Genomic DNA, 15759 nt, shown 5'->3' with positions numbered 1-15759 from the left:
AACGGGTCGTAATCGGCGTGCGGATGCGGCGAATCGGGACGGATGCGGGTCAGGCGCCCCAGCCGGCCTGCACGCCACCGACGCGGTCGGCGGCGATCTGCTGCTGGTAGCCGGATGCCAGGTAGGCGGCCATCGGGTCGGGGGCAAGCCCGCGCTCCTCGCGCCAGGCGGCGAGGGCCGGGCGGACGTCGGTGTAGAAGGCATCCATCAGGATCGCGTTCGCGGCGAGGACGTCGTTGGCATCCTGCGCGGCGGTGAGCGCGTCGCGGTCGATCAGCAGGGCGCGTGCCGTCATCTCCTGGACGTTGAGCACCGAGCGGATCTGCCCGGGGATCTTGTCTTCGATGTTGTGGCACTGGTCGAGCATGAACGCGACGTCAGGGTTGTTCAGCCCGCCGCCGCGGATGACCTCGGCGATGATGCGGAACAGCTGGAACGGGTCGGCGGCGCCCACGATGAGGTCGTCGTCGGCGTAGAAGCGGCTGTTGAAGTCGAACGAGCCGAGCTTGCCGAGCCGCAGCAGCTGCATGACGATGAACTCGATGTTGGTGCCGGGGGCGTGGTGGCCGGTGTCGAGGCAGACCATCGCCTTGTCGCCGAGGGCGGCGACCTGCGCGTAGCTCGTGCCCCAGTCGGGGACGTCGGTGTGGTAGAACGACGGCTCGAAGAACTTGTACTCCAGCACGAGGCGCTGGTCGCCCGTGAGGCGCGCGTAGATCTGCTGCAGCGAGTCCTGCAGGCGGTCCTGCCGGGCGCGCATGTCGTTCTGCCCGGGGTAGTTCGAGCCTTCGGCGAGCCAGATCTTCAGGTCGCGCGACCCGGTGGCATCCATGATGTCGATGCACTCGAGGTGATGGTCGATGGCCTTGCGGCGGATGCTCGCGTCGTGGTGGGTGAGGGCGCCGAACTTGTAGTCCTCGTCCTGGAAGGTGTTCGAGTTGATGGTGCCGAGCGTGACGCCGAGATCTTCTGCGTGCTTCTTCAGGTCTTCGTAGGAGTCGACCTTGTCCCACGGGATGTGCAGCGCGACGCTCGGCGCGAGCCGGGTGAAGGCGTTGACCTGCGCGGCATCCGCGATCTTCTCGAAGGGATCGCGGGGCGTGCCCGCCGTCGGGAACACGCGGAAGCGCGTGCCCGAGTTGCCGAACGCCCAGCTGGGCAGTTCGATGCCCTGGGCTTCGAGGGTGGAGAGGTTCTCAGCGGTGAGGTTGCTCATGACGGGGTGCTTTCTGTGAGCTGGTCGTGCAGGTTGAAGACTTCGGCAAGGGGGGTCGCGGCCTGGTCGGCGCGGCCCTCGAGCCCGGTGAAGAACGGGGCCATGGATGCCTCCCAGCGGGCCGCGACCTCGGAGGTCGCAAGGTACGCCTGCGCCGCCGCGTCGTCGTCGACCTCGTAGTAGCCGAACAGCGTCGCGGTCTCGCGGTCGAGGAAGATCGAGTAGTTGCAGCGGCCGGATGCCGCGATCTCGGCGAGCATTTCGGGCCAGACCGGGCTGTGCCGCTCGATGTAGGCGTCGAGCAGCTCGGGGCGCACCTGCAGCCGGAAGGCGACGCGGGCCATGGCACTCCTTCGTGGGGCGGCGGGACACGATCCGTAGATGAATCGTTTCAAACTGTAGTGTGGGCGCAGAGATTCGTCAAGCGGCCGATGCGGCCCGCAGGGGGTGAGTGCAGTGGCAGCCAGCGTCAAGGATGTCGCCGCCGCGGCATCCGTCTCGGTCGGCACCGTCTCGAACGTCCTGAACCGCCCCGAGAAGGTCGCGCCCGAGACCGTCGCGCGCGTGCAGGCCGCGATCGCGCAGCTCGGCTTCGTGCGCAACGACGCGGCGCGGCAGCTGCGCGCCGGGCGCAGTCGCTCGATCGGGCTCGTCGTGCTCGACACGGCGAACCCGTTCTTCGCCGAGGTCGCCCGTGGGGCCGAGGAGCGGGCGGATGCCGAGGGCATGTCGATCCTGCTCGGCAACAGCGACCAGGTTTCTGCGCGCGAGAGCGCGTACCTTGACCTCTTCCGCGAGCAGCGCGTGAACGGTGTGCTGCTGACGCCCGTCGACCTCGACGCGGCGCCCGTGCAGCGGCTGGTCGCGGCGGGCATCCCCGTCGTGCTCGTCGACAGCGAGCTGCCCGGTGAGGACGTGCCCTCGGTCGCCGTCGACGACGTCGAGGGCGGGCATCTCGCGGTCGCGCACCTGTTGTCGCTCGGCCGCCGGCGTATCGCGTTCGTGGGTGGCCCGCTGTCGATCCGTCAGGTCGCGGACCGCCTCGAGGGTGCGCGCCGCGCGCTCGCCGAGGTGCCCGGTGCGACCCTCGAGGTGATCGAGCTGGATGCCCTGACGGTGCTGCGCGGGCGCGAAGCCGGGGAAGCCATCGGGCGCCGCGAGGCATCCGACCGTCCCGACGCCGTGTTCTGCGCCAACGACCTGCTCGCCGTCGGCGTGCTGCAGGGCACCGCGATCCTCGGCGATGTGCGCGTGCCCGACGATGTCGCGCTCATCGGATACGACGACATCGACTTCGCGCAGGCGACCGTGGTGCCGCTGACGTCGGTACGTCAGCCGGCGCGCGAGATCGGCGCGACGGCCGTGGAGCTGCTCTTCGAGGCGCTTGCGGGTGGCGCGGGTCTCGCCGGTGATGCCCGCCCCGCGCGGCACGTGCGGTTCCGCCCCGAGCTCGTGGTGCGCGCCTCGACCGTGGGGTGAGGTGGGGTCGCGCGCGCGGGTGTGCGTCGTGGCTGCGCCCGCCCACTGCCGGTTTGGGGTCGCGTGCTGTCGCCACGCGGCAAGTTTGGGGTCGCGTGCTGCAGCCTCGCGGCGGGTGAGGCGACCACAGGCGACCCCAAACCCGTGGCGAGCCAGGGGATGCGACCACACGCGACCCCAAACCCTGCCCAGCCCGGTTTGGGGTCGCGTACTGCCGCCTCGCGGCGCGGGAGGCGACCACAGGCGACCCCAAACCCCAGGCAAGTCAGGGCGAGGCGACCACAAGCGACCCCAACCCCACCACGCCCAACAGCGAGGCGACCACAGGCGACCCCAAACCCGAGGCAAGCCAGGGGGATTACAGCAGAGGGGATGCCCCGCGTCAGCGCCGCGCGGCGCTCGCCGCGCTCGGCAGGTCGATCGGGGTCGTCGCGGCGACCTCGTCGCTGAACTCCTCGGGGATGACCGGCACGGCGATCGTGATCGGGCGCGTCTCGTCCATCGCGAGGGCGAAGCGGCGCGACTCGTGGCGGTGCAGGCGCCCCGACAGCACGAGCCAGGCGAACCCGATCGCGAAAGCGACGAGCGCGGCACCCGCACCGACCCAGATCGCGGCGCGCGGGCCGAACGCGTCGGCCACCCACCCCGCGACGGGCGCGCCGACCGGCGTCGACCCCATCAGGATCGCCATGTACAGCGCCATGACGCGGCCGCGCAGGGCCGGGTCGGTCGTCGTCTGCACGTACCCGTTGGCGGTCGTCATCATCGAGACCGTGCAGAACCCGACGAGCACGAGCATCGCCGCGTACAGCTCGTACCGCGGCATGACCGCCGAGATCGCCGACGCGACGGCGAATCCACCGGCCGCGTACATCACGACCCTCAGCCGAGCGCGGTCTCGGCGTGCCGCCAGCAGCGCGCCGATGAGTGAGCCGATGGCGAGCACCGAGCTGAGCAGACCGTAGCCGTCGGCATCCTTCCCGAACTCCAGCGCCATCGTCGACGCGAAGATCGGGAAGTTCATGCCGAACGCACCGATGAGGAACACCATCGCGAAGATCACGATGAGGTCGGGCCGACGGCGCACGTACCGGAAGCCGTCCGCGAGGCGCGCGGCGCCCGGGGCCTTGACGCGCGGGACGAGTTCGCCCGCGCGGATCACGACGAGGGCGATGAGCATCGCGAGGAAGGTTCCCGCGTTGACCAAGAACATCCAGCCCGCGCCGATCAGGACGATCAGCACGCCGCCGACGGCCGGCCCGATGAGGCGGGCCATGTTGAAGGATGCCGCGTTGAGCGCGACGGCGTTCGACGCGTTCTCGCGTGCCACCAGGTCAGAGACGAACGCCTGCCGGGCGGGGCTGTCGAACGCGTTCGCGATGCCGAACAGCAGCGCGAACACCCACATGAGGGGGAGCGTCATCACGCCCGCGAGCAGCAGCACGCCGACCGCGATGCCGAGCACCATGAGGCCGGACTGTGTGACCATCAGGAGCTTGCGTCGATCGAACCGGTCGGCGATCCACCCCGTGATCGGGACGAGCACGAGCGGCGGTCCGAATTGCAGCGCCATCGTGACGCCCATCGCGGTCGCGTCGTTGTCGGTGAGCTGGGTGAGCACGACCCAGTCCTGTGCCGTCGCCTGCATCCAGCCGCCGATGTTGGAGACCAGGGCGCCGATGAACCAGACGCGGAAGTTGAAGAGCGAGAGCGAGCGGAACATCGAGCTCATCGGGCGGCCACCTCGCGCATGATCTCGGCGGCCTCGGCCAGCGTCGCACGCTGCTGTGCGGTGAGGTCGGCGAGTGCGCCCTCGAGCCACGAATCGCGGCGGCGCACGGTCTCGGCGACGACATCGCGACCCTCGTCGGTGAGGGCGATGTTGACCTTGCGGCGGTCGGTCTCGTCGGGGGTGCGGCTGAGGTAGCCCGACTCTTCGAGGCAGTTGACCGTGCGGTTCATCGAGGGAGACGACACCCGCTCGCGGTCGGCGAGCTCGCCGAGGGTGTGCGGGCCGTGGACGGACAGCGCCGCGAGCACCGCGAACTGTCCGTCGCTCATCGTGTCGACGGCGCGCTGCGCGCGCAGGCGGCGCGCGAGGCGGAACGTCGCCATTCGCAGGTCGGAGGCCTCAGCGGCCAGGGGAGGGTTGTTCGAGGCATCCATACAGATCGTTAGCATAGCTTATTAGTTTTGCTAAGTAAATTCGGATGCCCCGCGCATGGCGCTCTCGGCGCGAGGGCACGGCGCTCTCGGCACGGCGCCCTCGGCACGGTGCTCCCGGCACGATGGCCCGGCCTCTCCTAGACTCGCGACATGGCCGAGACCACGCAGGAACGCACGTTCACCGACGCCTACGGCATCCGCATCTTCTTCGACATGTACCCCGCTGAGACCGCGCATCCGCGCGCCGTCGTCCAGCTGCTGCACGGCGTCGGCGAGCACGCCGGCCGCTACGGCGCGCTCATCGCGCGGCTGACGGCGAACGGATACGCCGTCTACGCCGACGACCACCGCGGGCACGGGCGCACGGGTGTGCACCAGCACGACGGCGATCTGCACAGGCTCGGGCACCTCGGGCCCGGCGGACTGCCCGCTGCGAAGGCCGCCTGCTGGCAGCTGACCGAGCTGATCCGCGCCGAGAATCCCGGCGTGCCGCTCGTGATCCTGGGGCACTCGTGGGGCTCGTTCCTGACCCAGATGCTCGTCAACGAGCACGCCGAGGCGTACGACGGCGTCGTGCTCAGCGGCTCGGCCCTGCGCTGGCCGGGGTCGCTGAACGGCGGCGACCTCAACGCGCCGTGGAAGAGTGCGGATGCCACCGGAGTCGAGTGGCTGGCATCCGACCCCGCCGTCGGTGACGCGTTTCTCGCCGACCCGCTGACCACGAGCGAACCGCTGCTGAAGCTGTTCGGCCTCGTCGACGCCGCGCGCCTGTACGGCAAGCCCGCGAAGAACCTGCCGCCCGAGCTGCCGGTGCTGCTGATGGTGGGCCGCGACGACACGGTCGGCGGGCCGCGCAGCGTGCACCGCCTCGCCGACGCGTACCGCACCCGGTCGGGGCTGACCGATGTCACGACGCTCGTCTACCCCGGCGCGCGCCACGAGATCTTCAACGAGGTCTCGGCCGAAGACGTCCTCGACGACCTCGAGGCCTGGCTCGACCCGCGTTTTCCCGCCCGCGACTGAGGGCCCGCCGTGGCCGGCGAGCCATAGGCTGGAGCCATGCACGGGGAGTACAAGGTTCCGGGCGGCAAGCTCGTCGTCGCCGATCTCGAGGTCGCGGGGGGCGTCATCACCGACTTCCACCTCGCGGGCGATTTCTTCCTCGAGCCCGATGAGGCGCTGCTCGACATCGATGCCGCCGTCAATGGACTGCCGGTCGAGACGGATGCCTCTGGCATCGCCGCCGCCGTCCGCGCGGCGCTGCCCGAAGGGGCGCAACTGCTCGGCTTCACCCCCGAATCGGTCGGCACGGCCGTGCGGCGGGCCCTGGTCACCGCGCCCGGGTGGAAGGACTTCTCGTGGGAGATCGTGCACGAGAAGGCCGTCTCACCGCGGATGAACCTCGCGCTCGACGAAGTGCTCACGGCGCGCGTGGGCGCGGGAATGCGCAACCCGACGCTGCGCATCTGGGAATGGAACGAGTCGGCCGTCGTGATCGGCTCGTTCCAGTCGTACCGCAACGAGGTCGATCCCGAGGGGGCATCCCGGCACGGGTATGACGTCGTGCGGCGCATCTCGGGCGGCGGCGCGATGATGATGGGCGCCGGCTCGATCGTGACGTATTCGCTGTACGTCCCCGCATCCCTCGTAGCGGGCATGACGTTCGCCGACTCGTACGCGTTCCTCGACGAGTGGGTGCTGCAGGCGCTGCGGTCACTCGGCGTCGACGCGACGTATCAGCCGCTCAACGACATCGCCTCGCCGAAGGGCAAGATCGGCGGCGCCGCGCAGAAGCGGCTCGCCGGCGGCGGCGTGCTGCACCACGCGACGATGTCGTACGACATGGACGGCCAGGTCATGACCGAGGTCTTGCGCATCGGCCGCGAGAAGCTCAGCGACAAAGGCACCACCTCGGCCGCCAAGCGCGTCGACCCGCTGCGCAGCCAGACGGGGCTTCCGCGCGAGGCGATCATCGAGCGGCTGAAGACCACTTTCGCGATGCTCTACGGTGCGGAGCCCGGGCGCATCACCGACGACGAGTACGCCGAGGCCGAAGCCCTCGTCGCCTCGAAGTTCGCGACCGACGCGTGGCTGCACCGCGTGCCGTGACGGTCGCCGAACCGGTCGCCGCGCCCTCCGATGGGCGCATCGAGATCATCCAGGGCGACAATCTCGCGGTCGCGCGGTCGCTGCCGGATGCCTCCTTCACCCTCATCTACCTCGACCCGCCCTTCAACACGGGCCGCGCGCGCACGCGCGCGGTCGAGCGTGCCGAGCGGTCGGCGTTCGCAATTCAGTCTGCACAGGATGCGTCGGGCGCCGATCCCGCGGAATCTCGCGGAGCGAGCGCCGAGCGCGATGCGGGAAGACTGAATTACGAACAGCCGCCGGTGAAGACCGGGTTCCGCGGCGCGAGCTACGCGCGGCTGCGCGGCGACCTGCGCACCTACGACGACCGGTTCGACGACTACTGGGACTTCCTCGAGCCGCGCCTGCGCGAGGCGTGGCGGCTGCTCGCCGACGACGGCACCCTGTACCTGCACCTGGACTACCGCGAGGCGCACTACGCGAAGGTCCTGCTCGACGCCCTGTTTGGCCGCGAGTGCTTCCTCAATGAGCTGATCTGGGCCTACGACTACGGGGCCAAGTCGAAGAGCCGGTGGCCCACGAAGCACGACACGATCCTGGTCTACGTGAAAGACCCGCAGCGCTACTGGTTCGACTCGGCGAGCGTCGACCGCGAGCCGTACATGGCGCCGGGCCTGGTCACCGCCGAGAAGGCGGAGCGCGGCAAGCTGCCGACGGATGTCTGGTGGCACACGATCGTCGCGACCGGCGGCCGCGAGAAGACCGGCTACCCGACGCAGAAGCCCGAGGGCATCCTGCGCCGTATCGTGCAGGCGTCCAGCCGCCCCGGCGACCGCGTGCTCGACCTGTTCGCCGGCAGTGGCACGACCGGCGCCGTCGCTGCGGCGCTCGGCCGCGATGCCGTGCTCGTCGACGACAACCCCGACGCGATCGACGTCATGCGGCGCCGGATGCCCCACGCACACATCGAAGGGAACGACCCATGACCGATATCACGGCATCCGACCTCACTCTCGAAGAGAAGGCTTCGCTCACGAGCGGCGCCGACTTCTGGACGACCAAGGCGGTCGAGCGTGTCGGCGTCCCGTCGATCATGATGACCGACGGCCCGCACGGCCTGCGCAAGCAGGCGGGCGCGAACGATCACCTCGGGCTCGCCGACAGTGTGCCGGCCACCTGCTTCCCGCCTGCGGTCGGCCTCGGCGCCGCGTGGGACCCGGAGCTGGCCGAACGCGTCGGCGTCGCCCTCGGCGTCGAGTCGGCGATCGAGGACGTCGCCGTGATCCTCGGGCCGGGCATCAACATCAAGCGCTCGCCGCTGTGCGGCCGCAACTTCGAGTACGTGTCGGAAGACCCGATCCTCGCGGGCGCCGTCGGGACGGGGCTGGTCCGGGGCATCCAGTCACAGGGCGTCGGCTCGTCGCTCAAACACTTCGCGGCCAACAACCAGGAGTTCGACCGCATGCGCGCGAGCTCGGACGTCGATCCGCGGCCGCTGCACGAGATCTACCTGCGCGGCTTCGAGCGCGTCGTGAAGGATGCCCAGCCGTGGACCGTCATGTGCTCGTACAACCGCATCAACGGTGTCTACGCGTCGGAGGACCCGTGGCTGCTGACGCAGGTGCTGCGCGAGGACTGGGGTTTCGAGGGTCTCGTCGTGAGCGACTGGGGTGCCGTCAACGACCGCGTGAAGGGGTTGCCCGCCGGACTCGACCTCGAGATGCCCGCCTCGGGCGGGCGCACCGACGCGCAGCTGGTCGCGGCCGTGCGCGACGGATCGCTCGACGAGGCCGCGCTGGATGTCGCGGCGAACCGGGTGCTGGACCTCGTCGCGAAGGCCGGCGCGCGCCCCGCGGCATCCGGCCCGCTCGACGTCGATGCGCACCACGCCCTCGCCCGCGAGGTCGCCGGTCGGGCGATCGTGCTGCTGCGCAACAACGACCGCGGCGGCGCCGGGCCGTTGCTGCCGCTCGCGCGCGACGCGCGCATCGCCGTCATCGGCGAGTTCGCTCGCACGCCGCGATTCCAGGGGGCGGGCTCGTCGCTGATCAACCCGACGCGCCTCGACACGGCGCTGACCGAGATCCGCGCGCTTGCCGTCGGCGAGGTCGTGTTCGCACCGGGCTTCGCCCTCGAGGGCGTCGCCGAGACGGCAGGGCAGGATGCCGCGGACCTGCGCGCCGAGGCCGCCGCCGCGGCGGCCGGCGCCGAGGTCGTCGTGCTGTTCCTGGGGCTGCCGGCCGCCGAAGAGTCCGAGGGCTTCGACCGCGATCACATCGACCTGCCCGCCGACCAGCTCGCGCTGCTGGCTGCCGTGCGCGCGGCGAACCCGAACGTGGTCGTCGTGCTGTCCAACGGGGGCGTCGTGGCGCTGCCGTTCCGCGACGAGGTGCCCGCGATCCTCGAGGGGTGGCTGCTGGGTCAGGCCGGCGGCGGTGCGACCGCCGACGTCCTGTTCGGCATCGTGAACCCGTCGGCGAAGCTCGCCGAGACGATCCCGCTGCGACTGGAAGACAGCCCGTCGTACGGCAACTTCCCGGGCGAGTTCGGGCACGTGCGCTACGGCGAAGGCCTGCTCGTCGGCTATCGCGGGTTCGACGCGCGCGGACTCGACGTCGCCTACCCGTTCGGCCACGGGCTGTCGTACACGACGTTCGCGTACGGTGCGCCGGTGGCATCCGTCGGGGCATCCGGCGATCTCGTCGTCACGGTGCCGGTCACGAACACAGGCGAGGTCGACGGGCGCGAGATCGTCCAGGTCTACATCTCGCCGGTGGCCTCGGCGGTGCAGCGCGCGCCGCGCGAGCTGAAGGCCTTCGCCTCGGTCGCGATCGCCGCCGGTGCGACGGCGGAGGTAACGCTGACCGTGCGCCGCTCGGATCTCGCCTACTGGGACGTGCGGGTCGACCGCTTCGTCGTCGAGGGCGGGGACTACCGTGTCGAGGTCGCCGCGTCGAGCCGCGACGTCCGAGGCGAGGTGACCGTCGCGGTCGCCGGCGACGAGGTCGCGCTGCCGCTGACGATGAACTCGTCGCTCGCCGACGTCTTCGCCCACCCGATCGCCGGACCCATCGTGCAGCAGGCGATGGGCGGGTTCCTCGCGGGGATGAACGACGTCGACTCGTCCACCGCGTCGATGATGCCCAACGATGAGGCGACGCAGAAGATGATGGCGTCGTTCCCGGTCGGGCGCATCGTCGGATTCCCCGGCGTGCCCGTCACGTACGAGCAGGTCGAGGCACTGCTGGCCGCCGCGAATGCCGGCGTCGCGCCGGACCTCTCGGCGCTCGCTGAGGAGTGACGGCGGCCGTGGCTGTCGCGGACGTCGGGCACTAGTGGATGCCTCGCGTCGCGGGATGCCGCCACGACTGCCATGTGGGTGGCGCGCGGAGCTGCCGCGTCAGCGCGCCGGCTGCTGCTCGCGGCGGCGGGCGGTGCGTGCCGCGACGAAGTCGTAGAACGTCAGGGCGAGGCGCAGCGGGCCGAGCTCGAGCGGGACGAAGTCGCGCGTGCGGCGCAGGCGCGCGAACAGCGCCGGATCGAGGTCGCGCAGGTACTGGCGCGCGCGACGCGCGTGGGCCGTGTTCGACGCGATGCGGATCGTCCGGGCATCCGTCAGCCATGGCAGCGCGAAGGCGAGGTTCTCGCGCGTCGTGGTCGCGCGCGGCTCGATCGCGATGTCACTGGGCGGGATGCCCAGGCGTGCGGCCCCGAAGCGTGCCATGATCTCGGCTTCGGGCACCGACCCGCGGACGGCGCCGCCCGAGAACACGAACAGCGCGCCGGGTGGCGCCGATCGCGCCGCGATGCGGGTGCGCCACGCCTGCACGGGGTTGAGTCGGTCATCGTCTCGCGAGCGGAACCCGAGCACGAGCAGGACATCGCGGCCGTCCGCAGGCCCCGACGTGGGGTCGGCCGGGTAATCGGCGCGCGCCGTGCGCCACGCCTGCACCTCGCCGAAGGCGAGCACGAGGGCGCCGGCCGCGGCGACGCCCGCGAGCGCGCGCCACGGCATCCCGGTCATCACTCCAGCGTACGAGCCGCCGCGTGTGCAGCGCGTCGTCGCAGAGCGCGCGACCTCACTCCGCGCTGCCGGGGAGCGCGCACCCTCACTCCGCGCTGCCGGGGAGCGCGCACCCTCACTCCGCGCTGCCGAGGAGCGCGCACCCCCTCACTCCGTGCCGAGGAACGCGAGCAGTGCCTCGTTGACCTCGTCGGCGTGCGTCCACAGCAGACCGTGCGGCGCGCCTTCGATCTCGAGGTAGGTCAGCTCGCCGGGCACGAGGTCGCGGAACTTCCGCGCCGTCTTGTCGATCGGCAGGATGTTGTCGGCCGTGCCGTGCACGATGAGCGTCGGCACCGTGATCTCGGGGATGTCGGCACGGAAGTCGGTCGGCCAGGTCAGGGGAGCGGCGGCGATCGCGGCGTTCCCCGCACGGTTGGCGGTCTGCACCGAGGCATCCAGCGCCTCTTGCGAAATGCGGGTGCCGAGCAGGTCGCCGAGGTTGTAGAAGTCGCGGAAGAACCCCGTCAGGAACGCGTAGCGGTCGGCCGCGACGGCCGCCGACGTGCCGTCGAAGTAGGCCTGGTCGCCGGCGCCATCGGGGTTGTCGTCGGTGATGAGCAGGAACGGCTCGAGCGATCCGAGGAAGGCCGCCTTGGCGACGCGCGCGGCGCCGTACCGCGACAGGTAGCGCGCGATCTCGCCCGTGCCCATCGAGAATCCGACGAGGGCGGCATCGTGCAGATCGAGGTCTTCAATGAGCGCGTGCAGGTCAGCGGCGAACGTGTCGTAGTCGGATCCCGAGGCCGTCTTCGTGGATGCCCCGAAACCGCGCCGGTCGTACGCGATCACGCGGTATCCGGCGCCGAGCAGCGCCGCCTGCTGCTTGCCCCACGACTCGCCGTCCAGCGGAAAGCCGTGGATCAGCACGACCGGCTGGCCGTCGGCGGGGCCTTGGTCGGTGTAGAAGATCTCGACGTCGACGGAGTTCTCGGTCGCAACGGTCAGGTATGCCACGGTCTCGCCTTCCCGGCGCGGACGCTCGCCTACGCCTGCTTTGACGCTACGCCTCTGGGCGAGCGGGCGGCCAGCAGAAGTTGGCGCGAGGCGCGGGATTCCTGGGGTGGATGCCGCGTGTCGCGCCAACTTGGCCCGCGGGGCGTGGGCGGCCAGCAGAAGTTGGCGCGAAGCGCGGGATTCCTGGGGTGGATGCCGCGTGTCGCGCCAACTTCGCCAGCGGGGCTGCCCTCAGGGGTGCTGGGGGCCGCCGGCCTCAGCTGTCGCGGCGCGCACCCTCAGAGGGGTGCACCGTGAAGATGTGCGGCGCGGCGAACCCGGCATCCACGAAGGCCGCTTCGACGGCGGCGGTCGCGGGGCCGACGAGCTCGTGGTCGATCAGGGCGATCGCTGCTCCGCCGAAGCCGCCGCCGGTCATCCGCGCGCCGATCGCGCCCGCCGCGCGGGCGGTCTCGACGGCGAGGTCGAGCTCGGGCACCGAGATCTCGAAGTCGTCGCGCATCGAGACGTGCGAGGCATCCAGCAGCGGGCCGATCGCGCGGGGGCCGTCGCTGCGCAGCGTCGCGACGGCGTCGAGCACGCGCTGGTCTTCGGTCACGACGTGGCGCACACGGCGGAACGTGACGTCGTCCATGAGCTCCTGCGCGCGCGGGAGGTCATCCACGGAGAGGTCGCGCAGCGCGGCGACACCCATGATCGCGGCACCCCGCTCGCACGCCGCGCGGCGCTCGCCGTAGCCGCCGGTCGAATGCGCGTGCGTGACCTTCGTGTCGATCACGAGCAACTCCAGCCCCGCGGGAGCGAACCCGAGGTCGACGACCTCGGCCTCGAGCGACCGACAGTCCAGGAACGTGCCGGCGTCGGCGCGGCCGAGCAGGGATGCCATCTGGTCCATGATCCCGGTGGGCGCACCCACCGCCTCGTTCTCGGCGCGGCGCCCGGCGCGGGCGAGCGCGACGCGGTCTAGCCCCAGGCCCCACACGTCGTTCAGTGCCGCCGCGGTCGCGCTCTCGATCGCGGCGGACGACGATAGCCCCGCGCCGACCGGCACGTCGGAGGTGAACGTCAGGTCGACGCCGGTGACGGATGCCACGTCGGCGCCGGTCGCCTCGAGCAGCGCCCACGCCACGCCGAGCGGGTAGCGGGCCCACTCGATGACCTCGTCGCGCCGGTCGGGGAACAGCCCCGCCAAGTCGGCGAGGGCGACCTCGACGGGCTCGGGGTCGAACGACGAGCTGACCCGGATGCGGCCGTCATCGCGCACCGCGAGCGCGACCGAGGTGCGGTACTCGATCGCGAACGGGAACACGAATCCGTCGTTGTAGTCGGTGTGCTCACCGATCAGGTTGACGCGGCCCGGGCCCGACCAGACGCCGGTGGTCAGGGTGCCGGTGGAGACGGGGGTGGTGCTCACAGGGAGACTCCTTCGACAGCGATGCGCAGCTTCTCTGCCGCGACCTCGGGGGGAACGTCGCCGATCCAGGCGCCCATGGCGGCCTCGGATCCGGCGAGGAACTTGAGCTTGTCCGCGGCACGACGCGGGCTCGTCAGCTGCAGGTTCAGACGCACGGTGTCGCGCGCGACGTGCACGGGCGCCTGATGCCACGCGGCGATGTACGGCGTGGGGGTGTCGTAGAGCGCGTCGACACCGCGCAGAAGGCGCAGGTAGAACGGAGCGAGCTCGTCGCGCTCGGCATCCGTCAGCCCCGCGAAGTCGGCGACGTGGCGGTGCGGCAGCACGTGCAGCTCGATCGGCCAGCGTGCCGCGAACGGGACGAACGCCGTCCAGTGCTCGCCGCGCAGCACGACGCGGGGGCCCTCCTGCTCGAACGCGAGGATGCGCTCGAACAGGTCGTGTGCGGTGCGGTCGATCGAGTCGAGCAGACGCTGCGTGCGCGGCGTGATGTAGGGGTACGAGTAGATCTGGCCGTGCGGGTGGTGCAGCGTCACGCCGATCGCTTCGCCGCGGTTCTCGAACGGGAACACCTGCTGCACGCCGGGCAGCGCCGACAGCGCCGCGGTGCGGTCGGCCCACGCCTCGATCACGGTGCGGGCGCGCGTGACTGACTGCGTGCCGAACGAGCCGGCGCGGTCGGGCGAGAAGCACACAACCTCGCAACGACCGACGCTCGTGCGGGTGCGACCGAGGCCGAGGTGGGCGAGGTCGTCGAGCCCGCGCGGCGGGTCGGCCGCGGCCGGGGCATCCCCGGTCGCTGCGGCAAGCGCCGGACCGAACGACGGCGACTTGTTCTCGAAGACGGCGACGTCGTAGTGCGACGGGATCTCGGACGGGTTCGTGGGCGACTGCGGCGCGAGCGGGTCGAGCTCGGCCGGCGGCAGGAAGGCGCGGTTCTGCCGCGCCGCGGCGACCGAGATCCAGTCGCCGGTCAGGACGTCCTGCCGCATCGTCGCGGTCTCGGGGCGCGGGTCGAGGTCGCGGGCGTCGACGGCGCGCTCGGCGCCGAGCGTCGTGCCGGGGTCGTCGAAGTAGATCAGCTCGCGGCCGTCGGCAAGACGCGCGGTGCGCTTGATGACGCCGGCGCCGAGGGTCTGTGTTTCCAACTGCTGAGTGTTCACACTCACACGGTACACAGCGAGCATGTTATCGTCAACATGGTTAGGATCTCCGGAGTTGTGATCGGATCGTATCGAGGATGGGAGGGCTGATGCAGCGCAGGGTATCGATGGCGGATGTCGCCGCCGTGGCGGGAGTGTCCGCGCAGACCGTCTCTCGCGTCGTCAACGACAGCCCGCGCGTCGATCCCGAGACGCGGCTGCGCGTCGAGGCCGCGATGGACCAACTCGGGTATCGCATCCACCGTGCCGCCCGCGCGCTGCGCACGGGCCGTACCGATGCGATCGGCCTCGTGGTGTCGACACTCGCGACGGTCGGCAATTCGCGCATGCTGCAGGCGATCGCCGATGCCGCCGCGAGCCGCGGCTACGCCCTCACCGTCGTGACCGCGATCGGTGCGGATGCCATCGCGCAGGGTTTCGCGCGCATGCGCGATCAGGGCGTCGACGGGGCGATCATCCTCAACGAGGCGAGCGCCGCGGCGCGGGCTGTCGATGCCCCCGAGCACCTCGCGCTCGTCGTCGTTGACTCGCCCGCGGGGGAGCGGGATGCCACCGCCGACGGGCGGGATGCCACAGCCGACGGGCGGGATGCCGTCGCCGACGGGCGGGATGCCACCGCCGCGATCGTCCAGACTGACCACGCCGCCGGAGCGCGTGCCGCGACCGAGCACCTGCTCGCGCTCGGCCGCGGGCCCGTGTGGCACCTCGCGGGCCCGGCCGGGTCGTACGCGGCTGACGAGCGCGAGCGCGGCTGGCGCGACGCACTGGCAGGCGCCGGCGTCGCGGCGCCGCCCGTTCTGCGGGGGGATTGGTCCTCGGCATCCGGTCATGTCGCCGCGCGTGAACTGCCGGCCGCAGTGCGGGCCGTGTTCGTCGGGAACGATCAGATGGCGCTTGGCGCGCTGCGCGCGCTCGCCGACGCAGGGCGCCGCGTGCCCGAGGATGTCGCCGTCGTCGGCTTCGACGATGTCGCGGATGCCGCGCAGTACCGCCCGCCGCTGACGACCGTGCGGCAGGACTTCGACGCCCTCGGCGCCGCGGCCGTCGACGCGCTGGTCGCCCGCATCAGCGGAGGCCCGGCGGCGCACGTCACGCTGACGCCGCAGCTCATCGTGCGCGCGAGCGCCTGAGCGCCTGAGCGCCCGCGGCGCGCTGCCGTGCGCAGCGGCGACCCGGTGGTCAAGCCGCCGCGGTCACCCTACGGCGGCCAGCG

At 71.3% G+C, this 15759-nt stretch carries 14 protein-coding genes; 6 read left to right on the top strand and 8 right to left on the bottom strand.

The window, feature by feature from the left end; all coding sequences use genetic code 11:
* Positions 1-49: 49 nt before the first annotated feature.
* Together rhaI and BGO46_RS13200 are read right to left on the bottom strand one after the other, a co-directional pair.
* Positions 50-1216, bottom strand: coding sequence for an L-rhamnose isomerase (gene rhaI / locus BGO46_RS13205; protein WP_292675278.1), 1167 nt, complete (start codon positions 1214-1216; stop codon positions 50-52).
* Positions 1213-1560, bottom strand: coding sequence for an L-rhamnose mutarotase (locus BGO46_RS13200; RefSeq protein WP_292675275.1), 348 nt, complete (start codon positions 1558-1560; stop codon positions 1213-1215). The genes rhaI and BGO46_RS13200 overlap by 4 nt, the downstream gene beginning before the upstream one ends.
* A gap of 112 nt (positions 1561-1672) precedes the next feature.
* Between BGO46_RS13200 and BGO46_RS13195 the strand changes: the two genes are divergently transcribed.
* Complete coding sequence (locus tag BGO46_RS13195) at positions 1673-2695, top strand: LacI family DNA-binding transcriptional regulator (protein WP_292675272.1); 1023 nt, start codon at positions 1673-1675, stop codon at positions 2693-2695.
* 382 nt (positions 2696-3077) lie between these two features.
* Here the strand turns inward: BGO46_RS13195 and BGO46_RS13190 are convergent, their stop codons facing one another.
* Together BGO46_RS13190 and BGO46_RS13185 are read right to left on the bottom strand one after the other, a co-directional pair.
* Positions 3078-4427 (bottom strand): MFS transporter, encoded by a 1350-nt coding sequence (locus BGO46_RS13190; RefSeq protein WP_292675269.1) that lies wholly within the window; start codon positions 4425-4427, stop codon positions 3078-3080.
* The gene (locus tag BGO46_RS13185; protein WP_292675266.1) at positions 4424-4876 is read right to left on the bottom strand and encodes a MarR family transcriptional regulator; all 453 of its coding nucleotides are present in this window, start codon (positions 4874-4876) and stop codon (positions 4424-4426) included. The genes BGO46_RS13190 and BGO46_RS13185 overlap by 4 nt, the downstream gene beginning before the upstream one ends.
* 135 nt (positions 4877-5011) lie before the next feature.
* On the opposite strand from BGO46_RS13185, the gene BGO46_RS13180 reads away from it, so the two are divergent.
* From BGO46_RS13180 to BGO46_RS13165, 4 genes are read left to right on the top strand one after another with little or no spacing between them, the layout of a single operon-like run.
* Positions 5012-5884, top strand: coding sequence for an alpha/beta fold hydrolase (locus tag BGO46_RS13180; protein WP_292675264.1), 873 nt, complete (start codon positions 5012-5014; stop codon positions 5882-5884).
* A gap of 36 nt (positions 5885-5920) precedes the next feature.
* Positions 5921-6970 carry a biotin/lipoate A/B protein ligase family protein gene (locus tag BGO46_RS13175; RefSeq protein WP_292675261.1) on the top strand — a complete coding sequence of 350 codons (1050 nt, stop codon included), beginning with the start codon at positions 5921-5923 and terminating at the stop codon, positions 6968-6970.
* Positions 6949-7935: a site-specific DNA-methyltransferase gene (locus tag BGO46_RS13170; RefSeq protein WP_292675258.1), complete on the top strand. Its 987-nt coding sequence runs from the start codon at positions 6949-6951 to the stop codon at positions 7933-7935. The genes BGO46_RS13175 and BGO46_RS13170 overlap by 22 nt, the downstream gene beginning before the upstream one ends.
* Positions 7932-10250 carry a glycoside hydrolase family 3 C-terminal domain-containing protein gene (locus tag BGO46_RS13165; RefSeq protein ID WP_292675255.1) on the top strand — a complete coding sequence of 773 codons (2319 nt, stop codon included), beginning with the start codon at positions 7932-7934 and terminating at the stop codon, positions 10248-10250. The genes BGO46_RS13170 and BGO46_RS13165 overlap by 4 nt, the downstream gene beginning before the upstream one ends.
* Before the next feature lie 99 nt (positions 10251-10349).
* On the opposite strand, the gene BGO46_RS13160 is transcribed toward BGO46_RS13165, so the two are convergent.
* The 4 genes from BGO46_RS13160 to galT all read right to left on the bottom strand — a co-directional run bounded on the left by BGO46_RS13160 (position 10350) and on the right by galT (position 14546).
* On the bottom strand, positions 10350-10973 hold the full coding sequence (locus BGO46_RS13160) for a YdcF family protein (protein WP_292675253.1): 624 nt from the start codon (positions 10971-10973) through the stop codon (positions 10350-10352).
* A 147-nt stretch (positions 10974-11120) separates the two neighbouring features.
* Entirely contained in the window at positions 11121-11969 is an 849-nt protein-coding gene (locus BGO46_RS13155) for an alpha/beta hydrolase (protein WP_292675250.1), read from the bottom strand.
* Positions 11970-12225: 256 nt separating this feature from the next.
* Positions 12226-13383, bottom strand: a complete 1158-nt coding sequence (gene galK, locus BGO46_RS13150) for a galactokinase (protein WP_292675247.1) — start codon at positions 13381-13383, stop codon at positions 12226-12228.
* On the bottom strand, positions 13380-14546 hold the full coding sequence (gene galT, locus BGO46_RS13145; protein WP_292897805.1) for a galactose-1-phosphate uridylyltransferase: 1167 nt from the start codon (positions 14544-14546) through the stop codon (positions 13380-13382). The genes galK and galT overlap by 4 nt, the downstream gene beginning before the upstream one ends.
* Positions 14547-14653: 107 nt before the next feature.
* On the opposite strand from galT, the gene BGO46_RS13140 reads away from it, so the two are divergent.
* The gene (locus BGO46_RS13140; RefSeq protein WP_292675431.1) at positions 14654-15676 is read left to right on the top strand and encodes a LacI family DNA-binding transcriptional regulator; all 1023 of its coding nucleotides are present in this window, start codon (positions 14654-14656) and stop codon (positions 15674-15676) included.
* Positions 15677-15759: the final 83 nt, after the last annotated feature.

The sequence above is a fragment of the Microbacterium sp. 70-16 genome, from assembly GCF_001898315.1.
GTDB lineage: Bacteria > Actinomycetota > Actinomycetes > Actinomycetales > Microbacteriaceae > Microbacterium.
Note: the sequence above shows the minus strand (reverse complement) of the source record. Positions and strands in the feature narration are given on the sequence as shown.

Bases quoted from the DNA above. Each gene is read 5' to 3' on its own strand.
- rhaI (WP_292675278.1), bottom strand. From the start codon at position 1,216: ATGAGCAACCTCACCGCTGAGAACCTCTCCACCCTCGAAGCCCAGGGC.
- BGO46_RS13200 (WP_292675275.1), bottom strand. From the start codon at position 1,560: ATGGCCCGCGTCGCCTTCCGGCTGCAGGTGCGCCCCGAGCTGCTCGAC.
- BGO46_RS13190 (WP_292675269.1), bottom strand. From the start codon at position 4,427: ATGAGCTCGATGTTCCGCTCGCTCTCGCTCTTCAACTTCCGCGTCTGG.
- BGO46_RS13185 (WP_292675266.1), bottom strand. From the start codon at position 4,876: ATGCTAACGATCTGTATGGATGCCTCGAACAACCCTCCCCTGGCCGCT.
- BGO46_RS13180 (WP_292675264.1), top strand. From the start codon at position 5,012: ATGGCCGAGACCACGCAGGAACGCACGTTCACCGACGCCTACGGCATC.
- BGO46_RS13175 (WP_292675261.1), top strand. From the start codon at position 5,921: ATGCACGGGGAGTACAAGGTTCCGGGCGGCAAGCTCGTCGTCGCCGAT.
- BGO46_RS13165 (WP_292675255.1), top strand. From the start codon at position 7,932: ATGACCGATATCACGGCATCCGACCTCACTCTCGAAGAGAAGGCTTCG.
- BGO46_RS13160 (WP_292675253.1), bottom strand. From the start codon at position 10,973: ATGACCGGGATGCCGTGGCGCGCGCTCGCGGGCGTCGCCGCGGCCGGC.
- BGO46_RS13140 (WP_292675431.1), top strand. From the start codon at position 14,654: ATGGCGGATGTCGCCGCCGTGGCGGGAGTGTCCGCGCAGACCGTCTCT.